Here is a 17765-nt window from a genome sequence, read left to right as displayed (position 1 = left end):
AACGCGCCTCCTCGGAGGTCATACGCCCCTGACGACCGGTGCCTCCAGATGGGGCAGGTGATGGCCGAGGCGCTCGCGCTTGGTCCGCAGATAGCTGATGTTCTCGTCGCTCGGGGGCATCAGCAGCGGGACCTGCTCGGCGACCTCGATGCCGTGCCGCCGCAGGGCCTGGCTCTTGCGCGGGTTGTTCGACATCAGCCGTACGGAGCCCACGCCGAGGTCGTGCAGGATGCCGGCCGCCACACCGTAGTCGCGGGCGTCGGCGGGCAGTCCCAGGGCCAGATTCGCCTCGACCGTGTCCAGCCCTTCCGCCTGGAGCCGCATCGCCTGGAGTTTGGCCAGCAGCCCTATTCCCCGGCCCTCGTGACCGCGGAGATAGATGAGCACCCCCCGGCCCTCCCGCGCGATGGTGTCCAGGGCCGCGGCCAGTTGGTCCCCGCAGTCGCAATGCTTGGACCCGAAGGCGTCTCCGGTCAGACACTCCGAATGCAGCCGGGTGAGCACCCCTTCAGCGGTTCCTTCCGGGTCCCCTCCCCCGACATCGCCGTACACCAGCGCCATTTGCTCATCCGCGCGACAGCGGTCCCGATAGCCGATTGCGAGAAAATCGCCGTGCACGGTGGCCAGTCGTACGTCCACCACCCGCTCGACAAGCGATGAACCAGCCCCGCCGTCGGACTTGCCAGCACTTTCCGTCATGACCAGATCGTATCCGCCAACTGCCGTGCGGTGAACGTGAAAACAGAAACGGAGCCGATCATTTCCGCGTAGCCTGATCTTCCGTGTGCCGATCGGCAACCGCAGGGCGAAGTCACGTACCGCAGGGCGAAAGGGTGGCCTGAGATGAGTGGTCCGGAAATACCGCGGGCGGCCGCCGGGCCGCTGCCGTCGGAGACCACCGCTGACATAAGGGAGCGCCGGCCCGATACCGCCGTCCTGCCCATCGGCAGTTTCGAGCAACACGGCGCGTTCCTGCCGCTGGTGACCGATACGGTCGTCGCCTGCGCGATCGGCGGGGCGGTCGCCGCCGCTTATCCGGTCCTGCTGCTGCCGCCGCTGACGATCTCCTGCTCGCACGAGCACGAACACGCCGACTGGCCGGGCACCGTGAGCATTTCGGCCACCACCCTGAGCGCCGTCGTACGGGATGTCGCCGACTCGCTCCGCAGAACCGGAATCGCGACTCTTATTCTCGTCAACGGACATGGCGGAAACTATGTCCTGCGCAACGTGGTCCAGGAATCCGCGTCGCACGGCACGCGCATGGCCCTTTTCCCCAGCTCGGCCGACTGGGCCGCCGCACGGGACAGAGCCGGTGTGCGGACATCGTCCAACAGCGATATGCACGCCGGTGAAGTGGAGACCTCCATCCTGCTGCACGAGCGTCCCGAACTGGTACGCCCCGGCTACGGGTCGGCCGATTTCCTCGCCGACGACCGGCGGCATTTGCTCACCGTCGGTATGCGGGGCTACACCGAGTCCGGTGTCATAGGCCGCCCTTCATTGGCTTCGGCGGCGAAGGGAAAGGAACTCGTCGCCGCACTCGTCGATTCCTTCGCCAGTTATTTTCCCCTGCCCGCACCGGACCCGAACCCCGGACGGGGGACCCGGTGACCGGAATGCCCGACGAGGCCGCCGCCTGGGAGCTGCTGCGCGGCATCAGGTCCGAGGCCGCCGCCGAGGCCGCCGGACTGCGGCGCGGCACGGACGGCGGGCCGCTCCGGTGGCCGGCCGCCTCGCCCGGCGCCGAGGCGCTCGCCGACCGCTATCTGCCGCTCTGCCTCGCCGGTGCGCAGGTCACGTTCGCACAGCTCGGCCAGACTCTGGACGGTTTCATCGCGACCCGCACCGGCCGTGCCGACCTCGTCACCGGCGAGGAGGACCGCGCCCATCTGCACCGGCTGCGCGCCCTGTCCGACGCGGTGGTCGTCGGTGCGGGCACGGCCGTCGCCGACGACCCCCGGCTCACCGTCCGCGCCTGCGCGGGCAGCAACCCGGTGCGGGTCGTCCTCGATCCGCACGGCCGGGTGCCCGCCGCGCGCCACGTGTTCACCGACGGGGCCGCGCCGACGCTGTGGGTCGTGGGCGAGGACGCCGGGCGGCAGACTCCGCGCGGCGACGGGGTCGAGGTGCTGGCCCTGCGCGACAGCGCCGACTTCGCGCCGCACCGGCTGGTGCGTACGCTCGCCGCGCGCGGCCTCGGCCGGGTGCTGGTCGAGGGCGGCGGCGTGACGGTCTCGCGCTTCCTGCACGAGCGGGCGCTGCGGCTGCTCTACGTGACCGTGGCTCCCGTGCTGCTCGGCGACGGGGTCCCCGGCATCCGCTTCGCGGGTCCCGAGCTGATGCGGGACGCCGTACGGCCGCGGGTGCACAGGTCCGCGCTCGGCGCCGACACTCTCTTCGAACTCGACCTGGCCGAACTCGGTCTGGCGCAACTCGATCCGGTCCGGGCCGATGCGGTTCGGGCCGATGCGGTCCGGGCCGATGCGGGGACGGCGTCGCCCCGCGAACCAGCGGGCGACGAGTACGAGGATGCCGGGCAGGCTGGTGACGAAGGCGAGCACGCCGTAGACGACGGCCACGGCCAGTCCTTGTGAGGCGCCGAGCCCCGCGGCGCCGAACGCCCAGGCGGTGACGCCTTCCCGGGGTCCCCAGCCGCCGATGTTGAGCGGCAGTGACATCGCGAGCAGGGCCAGGATGGCCAGCGGCGCCAGCTCCGCCGCCGATGCGCGCACATCGGCGACGCGGGCGGCGAGCAGGAACAGCGCGAGATGTCCGGCCACGACGACGGCGGACGAGACCAGCACCCCGGGCCAGGCGTGCCGGGCGAGCAACCCCCGCCGGGCCTCGCGCAGTTCGGACGTCAGCAGCCGGCGGCCGCGCCGCGCCGCCGCTCCGGTCCTGAGCAGTACGGCGGCGGCGACCGCCACCGCGCACAGCGCGCCGAGGACCGGCAGAACCTCCTGGGCGTGGTCGCCGACGGCCGCCCTGGCCGGGGACGGCATGAAGAGCAGGACCGGCACGGCGACAGCGACCAGCACGACCTGGCCGGCGGTCCTTTCGAGGACGACGGCCCGCACGCCACGACCGATGTCGCCGGTCCGCTGCCCGTGCCGTACCGCGCGGTGCACATCGCCGACGACCCCGCCGGGCAGTGCCGCGTTCAGGAACAGGGCCCGGTAGTAGTCGGCGACGGCGCTGCCCAGGGGCAGTTGGACGCCGAGACCGCGGGCCACCACGCACCAGCGCCAGGCGCTGAGTACGGTGGTGAGCAGCCCGAGCGCGGACGCGACGAGTAGCGTGCGGGCGTCGATCCGGCTCAGCCCGTCCAGGAAGGCGCCGGTGCCCAGCCGCCACACCAGCAGGGCGAGCAGCACAGCGCCTGCGAGCGTGCCGAGTCTGCTCCGGACGGCGCGGGAGAGCGCGCCGGGCGTCACAGGCCGCCGCCGGTCCGCCGGGGCAGTGCCAGCAGGTCGCTGTGGTGCACCACAGCCGCCAACCTGCCTGCGGAGCACGTCTCCTGACGGCGCCTCAGATAACCGTCGAGTTGCGGCGCGAGGTCCGGGCGCTGGTCCAGGGCGGCGCCGGTCCAGCCCTCCAGCCAGCGTGCTGTCAGCGCGGACTCGGCCGCGCCGAGCCGCCAGGGGCTGGGGCGGACCCGTACGGTCGCGTCCCGCAGCGTGAACGCCTCACCGGCCGCGGTGACCGCGTCGGGACCGAGCAGCGTACGGCCGTGCTCGCTGCGCCGCTGGTGGGCGTTGAACGCGTCGCCGATCTCGGCGTCCAGCGGGTCGGCCGGGGTGAGTTCGACACGTCCCGTGACGGAGAGCGCGAGCAGCGCCGGGCACCGGGCGACGGCGCAGGCCCCGGCCAGGTCGTCGATCTCGGCCCGGGTGAGCAGGTCGAGCAGGGCCGAGGCCGTGACCAGCGAGGTCCCGGCGAGGTCGGCCGCGGTCAGGCCCGCGATGTCGCCCTGCCGGGTCTCGGCGGTGACCCTGCTGCCGTCGGCGGCCGTCGCCGGCATCCGGGCGGCGGCCAGGGCCAGCAGATCCGGGTCGCGGTCGTGCAGGATCCAGTGCTGGGGGCCGGTCAGCCGGGGGGCGAGCCAGCGGGCCAGGGATCCGGTGCCGCAGCCGAGATCGCGGATCACCCAGCCGCCGGCCGGGCGCGGCGCGCCCGCGAGGTAGTGGCGCAGCGGGTCGAGGAGTTCGACGGCTCGGGCCGCGGCGTCGGCCCGCTCCCGCAGGTCCAGCCACTGCGCGGGGTAGCGGGGCAGATCGGCCGTGCTCACACGGTCCTCCAGGGTTCGGGGCTGTGCTGGTCCAACGGTCCGGGCCGTACGTGGAGTTGTTCCAGTACGCGGGCCAGGTGCCGGGTGGTCGTGCGCCAGTCGGCCAGGGCCTCGCGCCGCCGCCGCGCCGCGTCCTGCCAGCGGTGGCGTACGGCGGGGTCGGTGAGCCAGTCGCGCAGGGCGGCGGTGAGGGCCGCCGGGTCCTGGGCGGGTACGAGGGCGCCGGGGACCGCGCCGCCGGGCGCCCGTCCGACGGCTTCGGGGAGTCCGCCGACGGCGGTCGCCAGGACGGGCACCCCGCGCGCGAGGGCTTCGGTCACCGCCATGCCGTACGTCTCGGCGTACGAGGCGAGCACCAGCAGATCGGCGGCGGCGTAACTGGCGTGCAGGTCGGGGCCGGACCGCGGTCCCGCGAGCCGTACCCGGCCGGTGAGCCCCGCTGCCGCGATCGTCTCGCGCAGCCGCGCGACGTATCCGGGGTCCTGGGTCAGGGGCCCGACGCAGACGCAGCTCCAGGGGAGTTCGGCGAGATCGGCCAGCGCCTCGACCAGCCGCATCTGTCCTTTGCGCGGGGTGACGGACGCGGCGCAGAGCAGCAGCGGCGCTTCTTCGCTGCCTGCGGCCAGTGGGTGGAGGTCGGCGCCGGGAACGGCGACGTGGACCCGGCCCGGGTCGAGACTGTGGTGGTCGATAAGCCGGCCCGCCGCCCAGTGGCTGGTCGCGACGACCGCGGGCACCGCCAGCAGCACCGCGCGTTCCGCGGCGTCCAACTCGGCGGCCAGTGCGGGGCTGAGCCCCGTTTCGTCGGCCAGCGGGAGGTGGACGAGGACGGCGAGCCGCAGCCGGGCCGCCTCGGGGACGATGATCTCGGGGGCCGCGCAGGCGACGATGCCGTCCAGGAGGACGACCGTACCGTCCGGCAACCGGCTTAGGGTGCGGGCCAGTTCGGCGCGGTCGGCGGCTGCGGGCCGGGGCCAGCTCCCCGCGACGGCGTGCTCGTCGACCTGCCAGCCGGCGCCGGGCAGCCCACCGCACACCCGGCGGTCGTAGGTGTTCCCGCCGCTCGGCCTCGCCGGATCGTCGATGCCGGCCGGCAGCACCACACTCACCCGGCGGGCCGGTGCGACAGCGTCGTTCACAGGTCGCGCTCGTAACTGGCCCAGGCGATATGCGATTCGTGCAGGGTGACGGTGATTCCGGCCAGCCCCCTGGCGCCTTCGCCGAGGGCGCCCGCGTGCACCCGGTCGGCGAGCCGGTCGGCGATGACCTTGGCGAGGAATTCCGTGCTGGTGTTGATCCCCGCGAACTCGGCTTCGTCGTCGAGATTGCGGTAGCTGAACTCACCGACGACCTTGCCCAGTTCGCTGGTCGCGAGGCCGATGTCGACGACGATGTTGTCGGCGTCCAGCTCGGCGCGCCGGAAGGTGGCGTCGACCAGGAAGGTCGCTCCGTGCAGTCGCTGGGCGGGGCCGAAGACCTCGCCGTGGAAGCTGTGCGCGATCATGAGGTGCTCGCGGACGGTGATGCTGAACAACGGATGATCCTCCAGGTCCGGCGAGACTGGCCCGGGTGCGGGCATGGTGTAGTACGGCCGGTACGCACCACGTGTTCACGGTTCACGGGTTCAGATTGGCGCGGGGGCGCATCCCGGGTCACTCCGGGGCGTAGCGGACCCGGTGCGAGAGGCCCGGCAGCTCGCCCGCCGCCATTCTGGCCAGTACCTCAGGCAGTTCGTCGAAGGCGCATTCGCCGCTGATCAGGGCGTCGAGCGCCGGGTCGGCGAGCAGGTCGAGGGCGAGCGCCAGCCGGTCGGCGAAGGTCCGGCCCGCGCGTCTGGCCGGGGAGACCATCCCGACCTGGCTGCTGCGCAGCACGAGCCGGCCGGAGTGGAACGCCTCGCCCAGCGGCACGCTGATCCGCCGGTCGCCGTACCAGCTCAGTTCGAGCACGGTGCCTTCGGGGGCGAGGAGTTCGAGTGCGCGCGCCAGTCCCTCCTCGGTGGCGCTGGCGTGCACCACCAGGTCGCAGTCGCCCAAGGCGTCGCCGGGCAGGGCGAATTCGACGCCGAGCGCGTGGGCGACGGCGGCCCGCGCCGGGTCGCTGTCGATCAACTGGACGCGCACGGCGGGGAACCGGGCCAGCAGCGCGGCCACGGAACAGCCGATCATGCCGGCGCCGACGACGGCGATCCGGTCGCCGATCAGCGGCGCCGCGTCCCACAGCGCGTTCACCGCGGTCTCCAGCGTGCCGGCCAGCACGGCGCGCGCGGCGGGCACGGTGTCCGGCACGGGCGTCACGGCGCTCGCGGGCACGACGTAGCGGGTCTGGTGCGGGTAGAGGCAGAAGACCGTACGGCCGACGAGGTCCGCCGGGCCCTCCTCGACCAGGCCCACGTTGAGGTAGCCGTACTTGACCGGCCCGGGGAACTCGCCGTCCTGGAACGGCGCCCGCATCGCGGTGTGCTGGCCGGCGGGCACGCCGCCACGGAAGACCAGGGTCTCCGTGCCCCGGCTGACACCGGAGTACAGCGTGCGTACGACGACATCGCCTGCGGCGGGCTCCGGCAGCGGCACCTCTCTGATCTCCCCCTGACCGGGAGAGCGGAGCCAGAACGCTCGGGCGGCGCGGTTCATCAAAGTCCTCCTGAACGCTCGGGCAACGGTGCACGTAGTTGAGCGGGGACAGGCCGCGATCACGGTACGCGGCGCCCATCGACTCGGCCAGACGGCCGGGGGGTGAACGGTGGACTCACACATATCGGCTCGACCGCACGTGGCGTACGGGCAAAGACCGTTGGGTCTGGTGACGGCGGCAGGACTGGGCGCGCAGATTCTTGTGCTCCTGCTCTTGGGCACGGCGGCCGGGCTCGGCCTCGCCGGCTGGCTGGCGGGCGCGGCCGTCGGGGCGGGCACCTGCGCCGTGCTGAGCCGGGCGCTGTACCGGTCGTGGCCGGGGCGGACCACGGCGTTCGGTCCGGCCAACGGCGTCACCCTGGCCCGCGCGACGCTCGTCGGCGGTGTGACGGCGCTGATCGCCGACTCCTTCCCCGGCCGGCCGCCGGTTCCCCTGATGGCGGGGATCACCGCGCTGGCGCTGCTGCTCGACGCGGTGGACGGCCAGGTGGCCCGGCGTACGGGCACGGCGTCCGCGCTCGGGGCGCGGTTCGACATGGAGGTCGACGCCTTCCTCATTCTCGTGCTCAGCGTCCTCGTCGCCGCCCACCTGGGCGCGTGGGTGCTGCTGATCGGCGCCATGCGGTACGCCTTCGTCGCCGCGGCCCGGGTGCTGCCCTGGCTGCACGGGCCGCTGCCGCCGAGCGTGGCCCGCAAGACGGTGGCGGCGCTCCAGGGGATCATGCTGCTCGCGGCGGCCACGGGACTGCTCCCCCGGCTGCCGGCCGTGCTGCTGGTCGGCCTGGCGCTGACACTGCTGACCTGGTCCTTCGCCCGTGACATCAGGTGGTTGTGGCGGGTCAGGATCGGGCGCGGTGTGTCCGAGGAGTCCGCGGGAGCGGCCGTATACGCTCGCCGGTGACCTGATGTCCCGCGCCCGCGGGGACGGACGAAGGAGCGCGCATGCTGCCCTGGGGCACCGAACTGGCCGGACGGATCGATCAGCGCGTGATCAGCAGCGAGCTGCTGCGCGGCAATCCGCTCGGGGACCCTTCGGAGCGCCCGCTGCACGTGTATCTGCCGCCCGGCTACGACGACGAGCCGGGGCGCCGCTATCCGAGTGTCTACGTCATCCAGGGCTACACCGGCCATCTCGGCATGTGGTACAACCGCACGCCGTTCCGGCAGCCGTTCCCCGAGACCGCCGACGCGCTGTTCGCCGCCGGCACCCCGCCGGTGGTCGTGGTCTTCGTGGACGCCTGGACGACGTACGGCGGCAGCCAGTTCCTGGACTCGCCGGGCACCGGCCGCTACCACTCGTACCTGTGCGACGAGGTCGTGCCGTACGTGGACGCCCACTACCGCACACTGGACAGCAGCGACCACCGGGCCATCTCCGGTAAGTCCAGCGGCGGTTACGGCGCGATGATCACGCCGATGCTCCGGCCCGACCTGTTCGGCGCGCTGGCCACGCACGCCGGGGACGCGCTGTACGAGTACTGCTACGCGGCCGAGTTCCCTGCGGCCGTGCGCGCGCTGCGGGCCTGGGACGGGGACATCTTCCGCTGGTGGGAGGAGTTCCGGGCGCACCCCGTCCCCGGCAGGCCGGGCGACGAGGCGCTGCTGACGGTCCTGGGCGTCGCCGCCTGCTACTCCGCCGCCGACGACGGGACACCGCTGCTGCCGTTCGAACCGCACACGGGCCGGCTGGTCCCCGACGTCTGGCAGCGGTGGCTCGACCTTGACCCGGTGCGGATGGTCCCCGAACGCGCTGAGGCGGTCGCCGCGCTGCGCGCGGTCTGGATCGACGCGGGCACCCGCGACGAGTACTTCCTCGACGTCGGCGCCCAGGCGTTCCACGGCGCGGTACGCGCGGCGGGGCTGCCCGAGGAGTCCGTGCACTTCGAGCTGTTCGACGCGGGCCACGGCGGGATCGACTACCGCTACCCGAAGGCCCTGGACTGGCTCGCCCGCCGCATCCAGCCCTGACACAGCGGCAGTTCACCTATCCTGCGCACCATGGGCGACTTCTTTCAGACCGTGGTCGATGTGGAGGCGACGCCGGAGGAGGCCGGTGAACTCGCGGCCAGGATCATCGACGTACTCGTACGGCGCGGCGTGCTCGCCCGCGAACAGACGTCCGACGGGGTGTACAGCTTCGGCGCCGACGCCGGGCATCTGCCGGGACCGGGCTGGGCTTCGGCGGTGTCGGATCCGTCCTGGGAGCCGGGCCCCGTGGCGGTGCTCGTCGGCCGAGGGTGGTTCTGCGGCGGCCAGGGGTCGTCCGAGGCCGAGGCCGCGACCTGTCCGCGCTGCGGGCAGGAGACCCGGTTCATCGACTTCGAGAACATGGTCTTCGAGACGGACGAGGAGGCGTGGGCCCCCTTCGCACGCGGCATCGAGACCTGGCGGACGACGGGGCGGGGCAGCGTCGGCTGCCCCGCCTGTGGCGTGGAGGTCCCGGTGACCGCGTGGTCGTGGGGAACCGGCTTCGCCCTCGGGTGCCTCGCCCTCGACTTCTGGAACTGGCCCGAACTGCGGCCCGGCTTCCTCGCCGACCTGCGGCGGGAGCTGGCTCACGACGTCGATGTGGTCAGCGGAAAGTTCTGAACGAGCGGTCGGTCATCTCCGGTGCGCTCCTTCTCGGTTCACTGGATGTGCTGGTGGGGGTCGGTGTCCCAGAGCCGGGTGGTGTGCGCGTCCACGAGGGCGCCGACGCGCATGACCGCCTCGGCCGCCGGCATCGCGTCCAGTCGGCGGCCGTCCCGCAGCCGCAGGGCGACCAGGTCGTCGGCGGCTTCCCCGGCGCCGATCACCGCCTGGTACGGCACCAGTCTGGCAGCCCGGACCCGGGCGCCCAGGGTGCCCTGCTCGGGTCCTGCGAGCCGCGCCCGCAGCCCTCGGCCGGCGCAGCGGCGGACGAACTCGGCCGCCCGGTCGAGCTGGTCGCCGGTGACGGGCAGGACCGCGAGCTGGGTGGGGGCGAGCCAGCCGGGGAAGGCGCCGCCGTGCTGCTCGACGAGATGCGCGACGGCCCGCTCCACGCTGCCCACGACACTGCGGTGGATCATGACGGGCCGGTGTCGGCCGCCGTCCGCGCCGATGTAGCGCAGGCCGAATCGCTCAGGCTGGTGGAAGTCGACCTGGACGGTGGACAGGGTGGTCTCGCGGCCCGCGCCGTCGGCGATCTGCACGTCGATCTTCGGGCCGTAGAACGCCGCCTCGCCCTCCGCCGCCTCGTACGACACACCTGACCGGTCGAGTACGCCGGTCAGCAGCGCGGTGGCCCTCTCCCACAGGGCGGGGTCGGCGACGTACTTCCCCGAGGGGCCCGGCAGGGACAGCCGGAAGCGGGCCGGGCGGATGCCGAGCGCCGCGTACGCCTGGCGGATCAGCCCGAGGGCCGCGGCCGCTTCGTCTGCTGCCTGGTCGAGGGTGCAGAAGACATGCGCGTCGTTGAGCTGGATCGCCCGTACGCGGCTGAGCCCGCCGAGCACCCCCGACAGCTCGGCGCGGTACATGCCGCCCAGCTCGGCCATCCGCAGGGGCAGTTCGCGGTAGCTGCGGGCACGGGAGCGGTAGATCAGCGCGTGGTGCGGGCACAGGCTCGGCCGCAGGACGACCTGCTCCCCGCCGACCTCCATCGGCGGGAACATGTCGTCGCTGTAGTGCGACCAGTGGCCGGAGATCTCGTAGAGTTCCCGCTTCCCCAGCACGGGTGAGTACACGTGCTGGTAGCCGGCGAGCCGTTCGGCGCCCCGGATGTACTCCTCCAGGGTGTGCCGCACGGTCGCGCCGTCGGGCAGCCAGTACGGCAGCCCGGCGCCCATCAGGGGGTCGGTGTCGAACAGAGCCAGCTCGCGGCCGAGCTTGCGGTGGTCGTGCATGGTGGTCTCCTCGCGGACGGAGGGCGAGTGGACCGCACGGCGAAGCCCCGGGGCACTCGCCCCGGGGCTTCGAACTGGGTCAGCAGTCAGCGCGCCGGGACACTCTCCGGCGTCGTCGTCATGGCGGCACGCTTCATGACCAGCACGCTAGCAGACCCCTCACCACCCGAACGGGTGATTAACAGCGCCGCAATGCGCGCACGTGTTCGCCTCGCGAAGATGGGTAGCTGCGGAAACGATTGACCGAAGGGGCATGTGAGGCAGGCCCGGCAGCTCGGCGGGCATGAGAAGGGACGGACACTGTGGCACGACCCAGGATCCTCGTGGTGGGCGCCGGCTTCGCGGGGGTGGAGTGTGTACGCCGTCTTGAGCGCACCCTCGCCCCGGGCGAGGCCGAGGTGTGCTTGGTGACGCCCTTCTCGTACCAGCTCTACCTGCCGCTGCTGCCCCAGGTCGCCGCTGGCGTGCTCACGCCGCAGTCCGTCGCCGTCTCGCTGCGCCGCAGCAGCAGGCACCGTACGAGGATCGTGCCGGGCGGCGCCGTGGGTGTCGACCCGAAGGCCAAAGTGTGTGTGGTCCGCGACATCACAGGTGAGCTGGTCAACGAGTCGTACGACTATCTCGTGCTCACCCCGGGCAGCATCACCCGGACCTTCGACATCCCCGGTCTGGTGGACAACGCGCGCGGGATGAAGACGCTGGCGGAGGCCGCCTACATCCGGGACCATGTGATCGCACAGCTCGACCTGGCGGACGCCAGCCAGGACGAGGCCGAGCGGGCCTCGCGGCTGCAGTTCGTGGTGGTCGGCGGCGGGTACGCGGGTACGGAGACCGCCGCCTGCCTCCAGCGGCTCACGATGAACGCCGCCAAGAGGTATCCGCGGCTGGATCCGAAGCTGATCAAGTGGCATCTCATCGACATCGCGCCGAAGCTGATGCCGGAGCTGGGCGACAAGCTCGGCCGCAGCGCGCTGGAGATCCTGCGCAAGCGCGGCATCGAGGTGTCGCTCGGCGTGTCCGTCGCCAAGGCGGCGCCGGAGGAAGTGACGTTCACCGACGGGCGGGTGCTGCCCTGCCGCACCCTGATCTGGACGGCGGGCGTCGCGGCGAGCCCGCTGATCGCGACGCTGGACGCGGAGACAGCGCGCGGACGCCTCGTCGTCACGCCCGAGTTGAGCGTGCCGGGCGCCAACGGCGTCTTCGCGCTGGGTGACGCCGCCGCCGTACCCGATCTGACCAAGGGCGACGACGCCGTGTGCCCGCCGACCGCACAGCACGCCCAGCGGCAGGGGCGCACGATCGCCGAGAACATCCTCGCCTCCCTGCGGGGCGGCCGGTTGACGCCGTACAAGCACAAGGATCTGGGGCTCGTGGTGGACCTCGGCGGGGCGGACGCGGTGTCCAAGCCGCTCGGTATCGAGCTGCGCGGTCTGCCCGCGCAGGCCGTGGCACGCGGTTACCACTGGTCGGCGCTGCGCACCAATGTCGCCAAGACCCGGGTGCTCACCAACTGGATGCTCAACGCGGTGGCGGGCGACGACTTCGTACGGACCGGCTTCCAGGCGCAGAAGGCCGCCACCCTGCACGACTTCGAGTACACGAACGCCTATCTGACGCCGGATCAGGTACGGGAGCACACCGCTTCGCTCGCGGCCCGGAGCTGACGGCCGGCACCGGCAGCCGGCGCGACTCGGCACTGCCGGGCGCTCGTGGCGGCCCTTCCGAACCGTCGTTCCTGACGATCAGGACACGAATCGGCACCTGCCTGGCCCGCCGCTTCTTAGTTAGTCTAGCCTTACCTAAGTTCGCTCCCGTGTCGTGGGGGCGGTGAGGCGGCCCGGAGGAGTGCGGTGGGGGTTGGGGGTCCGTCAGGACGGGACGTCCTGCGCGGTGCGATCAGGGGTCAGCGGCGCGATGTGGCGCTCGGGACAGCCCTCGGCGCCGGGCACCAGGCCGGCGAGGCGCTGGTCCCCGTGCTGATCGGGCTCGTCATCGACCAGGCCGTGGCGCGCGGCGACACCGGCGCGCTGGTGGGGCTGCTCGCCGTGCTGGCCGTCGTCTACGTGGGGCTCTCCTACAGCTTCCGGTACGGCGCGCGGGCCGGCGAGCGCGCCGCCGAAGTGGCGGCCCACCGGCTGCGGACCGAGTTGGTACGCCGGGTCCTGCACCCGGGAGGCGGGGCGGACAGCGGGCGGCTGCCCGGCGCGCTCGCCAACATCGCGACCGAGGACGCCAAGCGGGTCGGCGCCGTCAACATGGCCGTGATGACCGGCCTTTCGGCCCTCACCGGGCTCCTGGTCAGCGCCGTCGTGCTGCTGCGGATCTCCGCGCCGCTCGGCGCCGTCGTGCTGCTGGGCACTCCCCTGCTGCTGTGGCTGGGCCATCTGCTGAGCAAGCCGCTGGAGCGGCGCAGCGAGGCCGAACAGGAGCGCGCGGCGCACGCGTCGGGGGTCGCGGCCGATCTCGTCGCGGGACTGCGGATCCTCAAGGGCATCGGCGCCGAGTCGGCGGCCGTCACCCGCTACCGGCACACCAGCCGGCTCTCGCTGTCCGCCACGCTGCGCGCGGCGCGGGCGGAGTCCTGGCAGAACGGCATGGTGCTCACCCTGACGGGGGTCTTCATCGGGGTCGTGGCGCTCGTCGGCGGACGTCTCACCGCCGAGGGCGAGATGAGCCTCGGCCAGCTCGTCTCGGCCGTCGGACTCGCCCTGTTCCTGCTCGGGCCGCTGTCCGAATTCTCCTGGGTGAACGCGGAGTTCGCGCAAGGGCGGGCGTCCGCAGCCCGCCTCGCCGAAGTGCTGGCCGCCGCACCCGACGTCCTTCCCGGATCCGGTACGCCCGCCCTGCCGGTCGGCGGAGCCGTACGGCTGCGGCACGTCTCGTACGGGACCCTGCGCGGCCTCGATCTCACCGTCGCGGCAGGCGAGTTGGTCGGTGTGGTCACCACCGACCCGGCCGACGCGACGGCGCTGCTGCGTGTGCTGGCCCGGCGGAGCGATCCGGTCGACGGCTCGGCCGAGTTGGACGGGGTCGCGCTGACGACACTCGACCCGGCCGACGTCCGTACGTCGATCCTGGTCGCGGAGCACGACGCGGACCTGTTCGAGGGCAGCCTCACCGCCAATGTGTCCGCAGCGGCGCCCGCGGGCGCGGACATCGGGCGGGCGATGGCGGCGTCCGGCGCCGACGAGGTCGCCCGAACCCTGCCGCAGGGCGGCGACACGGTGGTGACCGCGCGGGGCCGTTCGCTGTCGGGCGGCCAGCGTCAGCGTGTCGCGCTGGCGCGCGCCCTGGCCGCCGACCCGCCGGTGCTCGTGGTGCACGACCCGGCGACCGCCGTCGACCCGGTCACCGAGGCGGCGATGGCCGCCGGGATCCGGGAGACGCGCCGGGGCAGGACCACTCTCCTGGTGACCACGAGCCCCGCGCTGCTGGCGGTCACGGACCGGGTGGTGCTGGTGGCGGACGGCCGGGTCGTGGACACGGCGCCGCACGGTCAGCTCGTGGAGCGCCACCTCAGCTACCGTACGGCGGTGCTTTCATGACGGTCGGTCAGCAGGACGGTCAGCAGGACGCCGCCCCGGCGCGGGAGTTGCTGCCCACCGCGAGCGGCGCCGAGACCCGAGCGGCGGTGGCCGCGCTGCTGCGACCGCGCCGAGCACTCGCGCTGGCCGGGTTCGCCGCGATGGTCGCCGCGACGGCGGTCGGTCTGCTCACCCAGCCGCTGCTCGGCCGTATCGTCGACCTGGCCGCCGACCGGCGGCCGGCCGGCCTGATCACCCTGCCGGTCGTCCTGCTGATGGCTGTCGCCGTCGTCCAGGGCCTCACCACCGGGCTCGGGTTGTCCCTCATGTCCCGGCTCGGCGAGAGCGTACTGGCCCAGTTGCGCGAGCGGTTCGTCGAGCGGGCGCTGGGACTGCCGCTCGAACGGGTGGAGCGGGCGGGCTCGGGCGACCTGACGGCGCGGGTCACCGGCGATGTGTCACTGATCGCCGACGCGGTGCGCAACGCGCTTCCTGAGCTGGCCCGTTCACTGCTGGCCATCGTGCTCACGCTGGGCGCACTGGCGCTGCTCGACTGGCGGTTCCTGCTCGCCGCGCTCATCGCCGTACCCGTCCAGCTCTACACGGCGCGCTGGTACGTGCGCAACGCCGTGCCGATCTACGCGGAGCAGCGCGTCGCCACCGGCGCGCGGCAGCAGCAACTGCTCGACACCATCGGCGGCAGCGCGACCGTACGGGCGTTCCGGCTGGAGAAGGAGCACACGGAGCGGGTGACGGCGCGCTCCTGGTCGGCCGTCGAACTGACCATGCGCGGTGTGCGGCTCGTCCTGCGCTTCTACAGCAGGCTGCATGTCGCCGAGTTCGTCGGTCTCACGGCCGTCCTGGTCACCGGGTTCCTGCTGGTGCGTGACGGAAGCGCCTCGATCGGTACGGCGACGGCCGCCGCGCTCTACTTCCACAGCCTGTTCACGCCGGTCAACTCGGCGCTGGCGCTGCTCGACGACGCCCAGTCGGCGGGCGCGGGCCTCGCCCGGCTGGTCGGCGTCGCCGCGCTGCCGCTGCCCCCGCAGCCGGAGCAACCGCCGGTGCCGCGCGACGCTTCGGTGACGGTGTCCGGTGTCAGCCACGCCTACCAGCCGGGCCACCAGGTGCTCTCCGACGTCGACCTGACCCTGCGCCCCGGCGAGCGGGTCGCGCTGGTGGGGGCGAGCGGCGCGGGCAAGACCACGCTGGCGAAGCTCGTCGCCGGTATCCACGGGCCGGCCTCAGGGACCGTACGGCTCGGCGGCGTCGACCTGGCCGAACTCGGCCCGGCCGCCACCAGCCGGTCGGTCGCGCTGATCACGCAGGAGGTCCATGTCTTCGCCGGGACGCTCGCCGACGATCTGCTGCTGGCCAGGCCGGGCGCGAGCGAGCCGGAACTGCGGGACGCGCTGGCGCAGGTCGACGCGCTCGGCTGGGCGGACGCCCTGCCCGGCGCCCTGGCCACCGTGGTCGGTGACGGCGGGCACCGGCTCAGCAGCGCCCAGACCCAGCAACTCGCCCTCGCCCGGCTGATCCTCGCCGACCCGCCGGTCGCGGTGCTGGACGAGGCGACGGCGGAGGCGGGCAGCGCGGGCGCCCGGGTGCTGGAGAAGGCCGCCGACCGCGCCGTGGACGGCCGTACCGCGCTCGTCGTCGCCCACCGGCTCACCCAGGCGGCGAGCGCCGACCGCATCGTCGTCATGGACGCGGGACGCGTCGTGGAGTCCGGCACGCACGACGAACTCCGGGCAGCCGGGGGACGCTACGCCGCCCTCTGGGCAGCGTGGTCCGACACCCGCGGGGGCCGCGGCCTCTGACACCCACCGAACACACCGCGCACGGACGCACAGACCGAAGCGGCACACCGAACCGACAGCACGCCGACCCACCGCACCCGACCCACCGCATTCCCAACCGACACACACCGAACCGACACCCGTCATCATCACCCACCGAACCGAAGGAACCCCCGATGGCCCGCTCCCTCAGAGGCCCCAGGCTCGCCGCGGCGCTCGCCTCCGTACTCCTGCTCCTCGGCACCGTCGCCGGCTGCGGGGGTGACTCCGGGGACGACGAGCAGGCCGGGTCCGCCGCGAGCGCCCCGGCCAGCTCCGCCGACTCCGCCTATCCCGTCACGATCGAGCACAAGTACGGCAGCACGACCGTCAAGTCCGAGCCCAAGCGGATCGTGACGGTCGGCTTCACCGACCAGGACGCCGTGCTCGCGCTCGGCAAGGTGCCGGTCGGCACCACCGAGTGGCTCGGCGCCTACAAGGGCGCGATAGGCCCCTGGGCCGCGGACAAGCTCGGCGGCGCCCCCGTGCCGACCGTACTGAAGGACACCGGCACCGGGCCGCAGATCGAGAAGGTGGCGGCGCTCAAGCCGGACCTGATCGTCGCGCTGTACTCGGGGCTCACCAAGGAGCAGTACACCACCCTGTCCAAGTTCGCCCCCGTCCTCGCGCAGCCCAAGGCGTACAACGACTACGGCGTTCCGTGGCAGGAGGTGACCAAGACCGTCGGCAAGGCGCTCGGCAAGAGCGCGGAGGCGGCCAAGCTCGTCGAGGGGGTCAACGCCGACTTCGCCGCCGCCGAGAAGGCCAACCCCGCGTTCAAGGGCGCGACCGCGCTGATGGCGACGCCGTACGAGGGCATGTTCGTCTACGGCAGCCAGGACGCGCGTTCGCGGATTCTGAGCGGCCTCGGCTTCGCGCTGCCGACCGGTCTTGACAAGGCGATCGGTGACCAGTTCGGCGCCAACATCAGCAAGGAGCGCACCGACCTGCTCGACCAGGACGCCATCGTCTGGATCGTGGGCGACACCGCGAAGGACCCGGTGAAGCTGCACGACGACCCGTCGTACGGCGATCTGAACGTGGTGAAGCAGGGCCGCGAGGTCTTCGTCAAGGAGACCGGCGACTACGGCAACGCGGTGTCGATGTCGACCGTGCTGAGCCTGCCGTACGTGCTCGACCGGCTGGTCCCGCAGCTCGCGGCCGCCGTCGACGGCAAGCCCGCGACCGAGGTGGCGCAGCCCGCCTCCTGAACGGGCCGTCTCTGAGACGGCGTTGACACGAAAGCGCCGTTGGTACGAAGGACCGCCGACGACACGAAGGAGCCGGGCAGCGAGGTGACTCGCTGCCCGGCTCCTTCGCTGTGCCGTACGGGCCGCGCCGGGCCTCAGCCCTCCATCGACCGGACGAGGCTGTGGGGCCGCATGTCCGTCCAGTTGGCCTCGATGTGGTCCAGGCACGACTGCCGGTTCGTCGGGCCGTGGGTGACGCGCCAGCCGGCCGGTACCTCGGCGAAGTCGGGCCAGAGGCTGTGCTGGCCCTCGTCGTTGACCAGCACGGAGTAGACGCCGTCGGGGTTCTCGAACGGGTTGCTCATCGCGGTTTCTCCTCTGTACGTGCGTGTGGGTGCGCGGGTGTGTGTGAGTGTGTGTGAG

Annotated in this window: 15 protein-coding genes and 2 pseudogenes; 9 read left to right on the top strand and 8 right to left on the bottom strand. The window is 72.8% G+C overall.

Annotated features, from left to right (window positions below; all coding sequences use genetic code 11):
- Positions 1–18: 18 nt before the first annotated feature.
- On the bottom strand, positions 19–699 hold the full coding sequence (gene ribA, locus ACZ63I_RS19920; RefSeq protein ID WP_469340280.1) for a GTP cyclohydrolase II: 681 nt from the start codon (positions 697–699) through the stop codon (positions 19–21).
- A gap of 144 nt (positions 700–843) precedes the next feature.
- Between ribA and ACZ63I_RS19915 the strand changes: the two genes are divergently transcribed.
- Both ACZ63I_RS19915 and ACZ63I_RS19910 read left to right on the top strand, forming a co-directional pair.
- Positions 844–1614, top strand: coding sequence for a creatininase family protein (locus ACZ63I_RS19915; RefSeq protein ID WP_469340278.1), 771 nt, complete (start codon positions 844–846; stop codon positions 1612–1614).
- Between the two features lie 5 nt (positions 1615–1619).
- Entirely contained in the window at positions 1620–2597 is a 978-nt protein-coding gene (locus ACZ63I_RS19910) for a RibD family protein (protein ID WP_469340520.1), read from the top strand.
- On the opposite strand, the pseudogene ACZ63I_RS19905 reads toward ACZ63I_RS19910, so the two are convergent.
- From ACZ63I_RS19905 to ACZ63I_RS19885, 5 genes and pseudogenes are all read right to left on the bottom strand, one after another.
- Positions 2481–3515 (bottom strand): annotated as a pseudogene (locus tag ACZ63I_RS19905) (lysylphosphatidylglycerol synthase transmembrane domain-containing protein); the annotation flags it as partial. The gene ACZ63I_RS19910 and the pseudogene ACZ63I_RS19905 sit on opposite strands and share 117 nt — an antisense overlap.
- On the bottom strand, positions 3434–4291 hold the full coding sequence (locus ACZ63I_RS19900; protein WP_469340277.1) for a methyltransferase domain-containing protein: 858 nt from the start codon (positions 4289–4291) through the stop codon (positions 3434–3436). The gene ACZ63I_RS19900 and the pseudogene ACZ63I_RS19905, both read right to left, overlap by 82 nt.
- Positions 4288–5430 carry a glycosyltransferase family 4 protein gene (locus ACZ63I_RS19895; RefSeq protein ID WP_469340276.1) on the bottom strand — a complete coding sequence of 381 codons (1143 nt, stop codon included), beginning with the start codon at positions 5428–5430 and terminating at the stop codon, positions 4288–4290. Before ACZ63I_RS19895 ends, ACZ63I_RS19900 begins: the two co-directional genes overlap by 4 nt.
- The gene (locus ACZ63I_RS19890) at positions 5427–5825 is read right to left on the bottom strand and encodes a 6-pyruvoyl trahydropterin synthase family protein (protein ID WP_469340275.1); all 399 of its coding nucleotides are present in this window, start codon (positions 5823–5825) and stop codon (positions 5427–5429) included. Before ACZ63I_RS19890 ends, ACZ63I_RS19895 begins: the two co-directional genes overlap by 4 nt.
- A 118-nt stretch (positions 5826–5943) precedes the next feature.
- Positions 5944–6924: a zinc-dependent alcohol dehydrogenase gene (locus ACZ63I_RS19885; protein ID WP_469340273.1), complete on the bottom strand. Its 981-nt coding sequence runs from the start codon at positions 6922–6924 to the stop codon at positions 5944–5946.
- A gap of 169 nt (positions 6925–7093) precedes the next feature.
- On the opposite strand from ACZ63I_RS19885, the gene ACZ63I_RS19880 reads away from it, so the two are divergent.
- The 3 genes from ACZ63I_RS19880 to ACZ63I_RS19870 are packed head-to-tail and all read left to right on the top strand — an operon-like array spanning position 7094 to position 9513.
- Positions 7094–7825: a CDP-alcohol phosphatidyltransferase family protein gene (locus ACZ63I_RS19880; protein WP_469340272.1), complete on the top strand. Its 732-nt coding sequence runs from the start codon at positions 7094–7096 to the stop codon at positions 7823–7825.
- A gap of 41 nt (positions 7826–7866) precedes the next feature.
- Positions 7867–8892, top strand: coding sequence for an alpha/beta hydrolase (locus ACZ63I_RS19875; RefSeq protein ID WP_469340270.1), 1026 nt, complete (start codon positions 7867–7869; stop codon positions 8890–8892).
- Positions 8893–8922: 30 nt separating this feature from the next.
- The gene (locus ACZ63I_RS19870) at positions 8923–9513 is read left to right on the top strand and encodes a hypothetical protein (RefSeq protein WP_469340268.1); all 591 of its coding nucleotides are present in this window, start codon (positions 8923–8925) and stop codon (positions 9511–9513) included.
- Positions 9514–9551: 38 nt separating this feature from the next.
- Here the strand turns inward: ACZ63I_RS19870 and thrS are convergent.
- A pseudogene (gene thrS / locus ACZ63I_RS19865) lies at positions 9552–10796 on the bottom strand (threonine--tRNA ligase); the annotation flags it as partial.
- 296 nt (positions 10797–11092) lie between these two features.
- On the opposite strand from thrS, the gene ACZ63I_RS19860 reads away from it, so the two are divergent.
- The 4 genes from ACZ63I_RS19860 (at position 11093) to ACZ63I_RS19845 (ending at position 17363) form a co-directional block, all read left to right on the top strand.
- Positions 11093–12454, top strand: coding sequence for an NAD(P)/FAD-dependent oxidoreductase (locus ACZ63I_RS19860; RefSeq protein ID WP_469340267.1), 1362 nt, complete (start codon positions 11093–11095; stop codon positions 12452–12454).
- Positions 12455–12640: 186 nt separating this feature from the next.
- A complete protein-coding gene (locus ACZ63I_RS19855; protein WP_469340265.1) occupies positions 12641–14335 on the top strand; it encodes an ABC transporter ATP-binding protein in 1695 nt (564 codons plus the stop codon).
- Positions 14332–16134 carry an ABC transporter ATP-binding protein gene (locus tag ACZ63I_RS19850; protein WP_469340264.1) on the top strand — a complete coding sequence of 601 codons (1803 nt, stop codon included), beginning with the start codon at positions 14332–14334 and terminating at the stop codon, positions 16132–16134. Before ACZ63I_RS19855 ends, ACZ63I_RS19850 begins: the two co-directional genes overlap by 4 nt.
- 155 nt (positions 16135–16289) lie before the next feature.
- Entirely contained in the window at positions 16290–17363 is a 1074-nt protein-coding gene (locus ACZ63I_RS19845) for an iron-siderophore ABC transporter substrate-binding protein (RefSeq protein WP_469340261.1), read from the top strand.
- A 134-nt stretch (positions 17364–17497) separates the two neighbouring features.
- On the opposite strand, the gene ACZ63I_RS19840 is transcribed toward ACZ63I_RS19845, so the two are convergent.
- The gene (locus tag ACZ63I_RS19840; RefSeq protein WP_469340260.1) at positions 17498–17707 is read right to left on the bottom strand and encodes an MbtH family protein; all 210 of its coding nucleotides are present in this window, start codon (positions 17705–17707) and stop codon (positions 17498–17500) included.
- Positions 17708–17765: the final 58 nt, after the last annotated feature.

The organism is Streptomyces sp. NPDC087906 (assembly GCF_055584925.1).
Note: the sequence above shows the minus strand (reverse complement) of the source record. Positions and strands in the feature narration are given on the sequence as shown.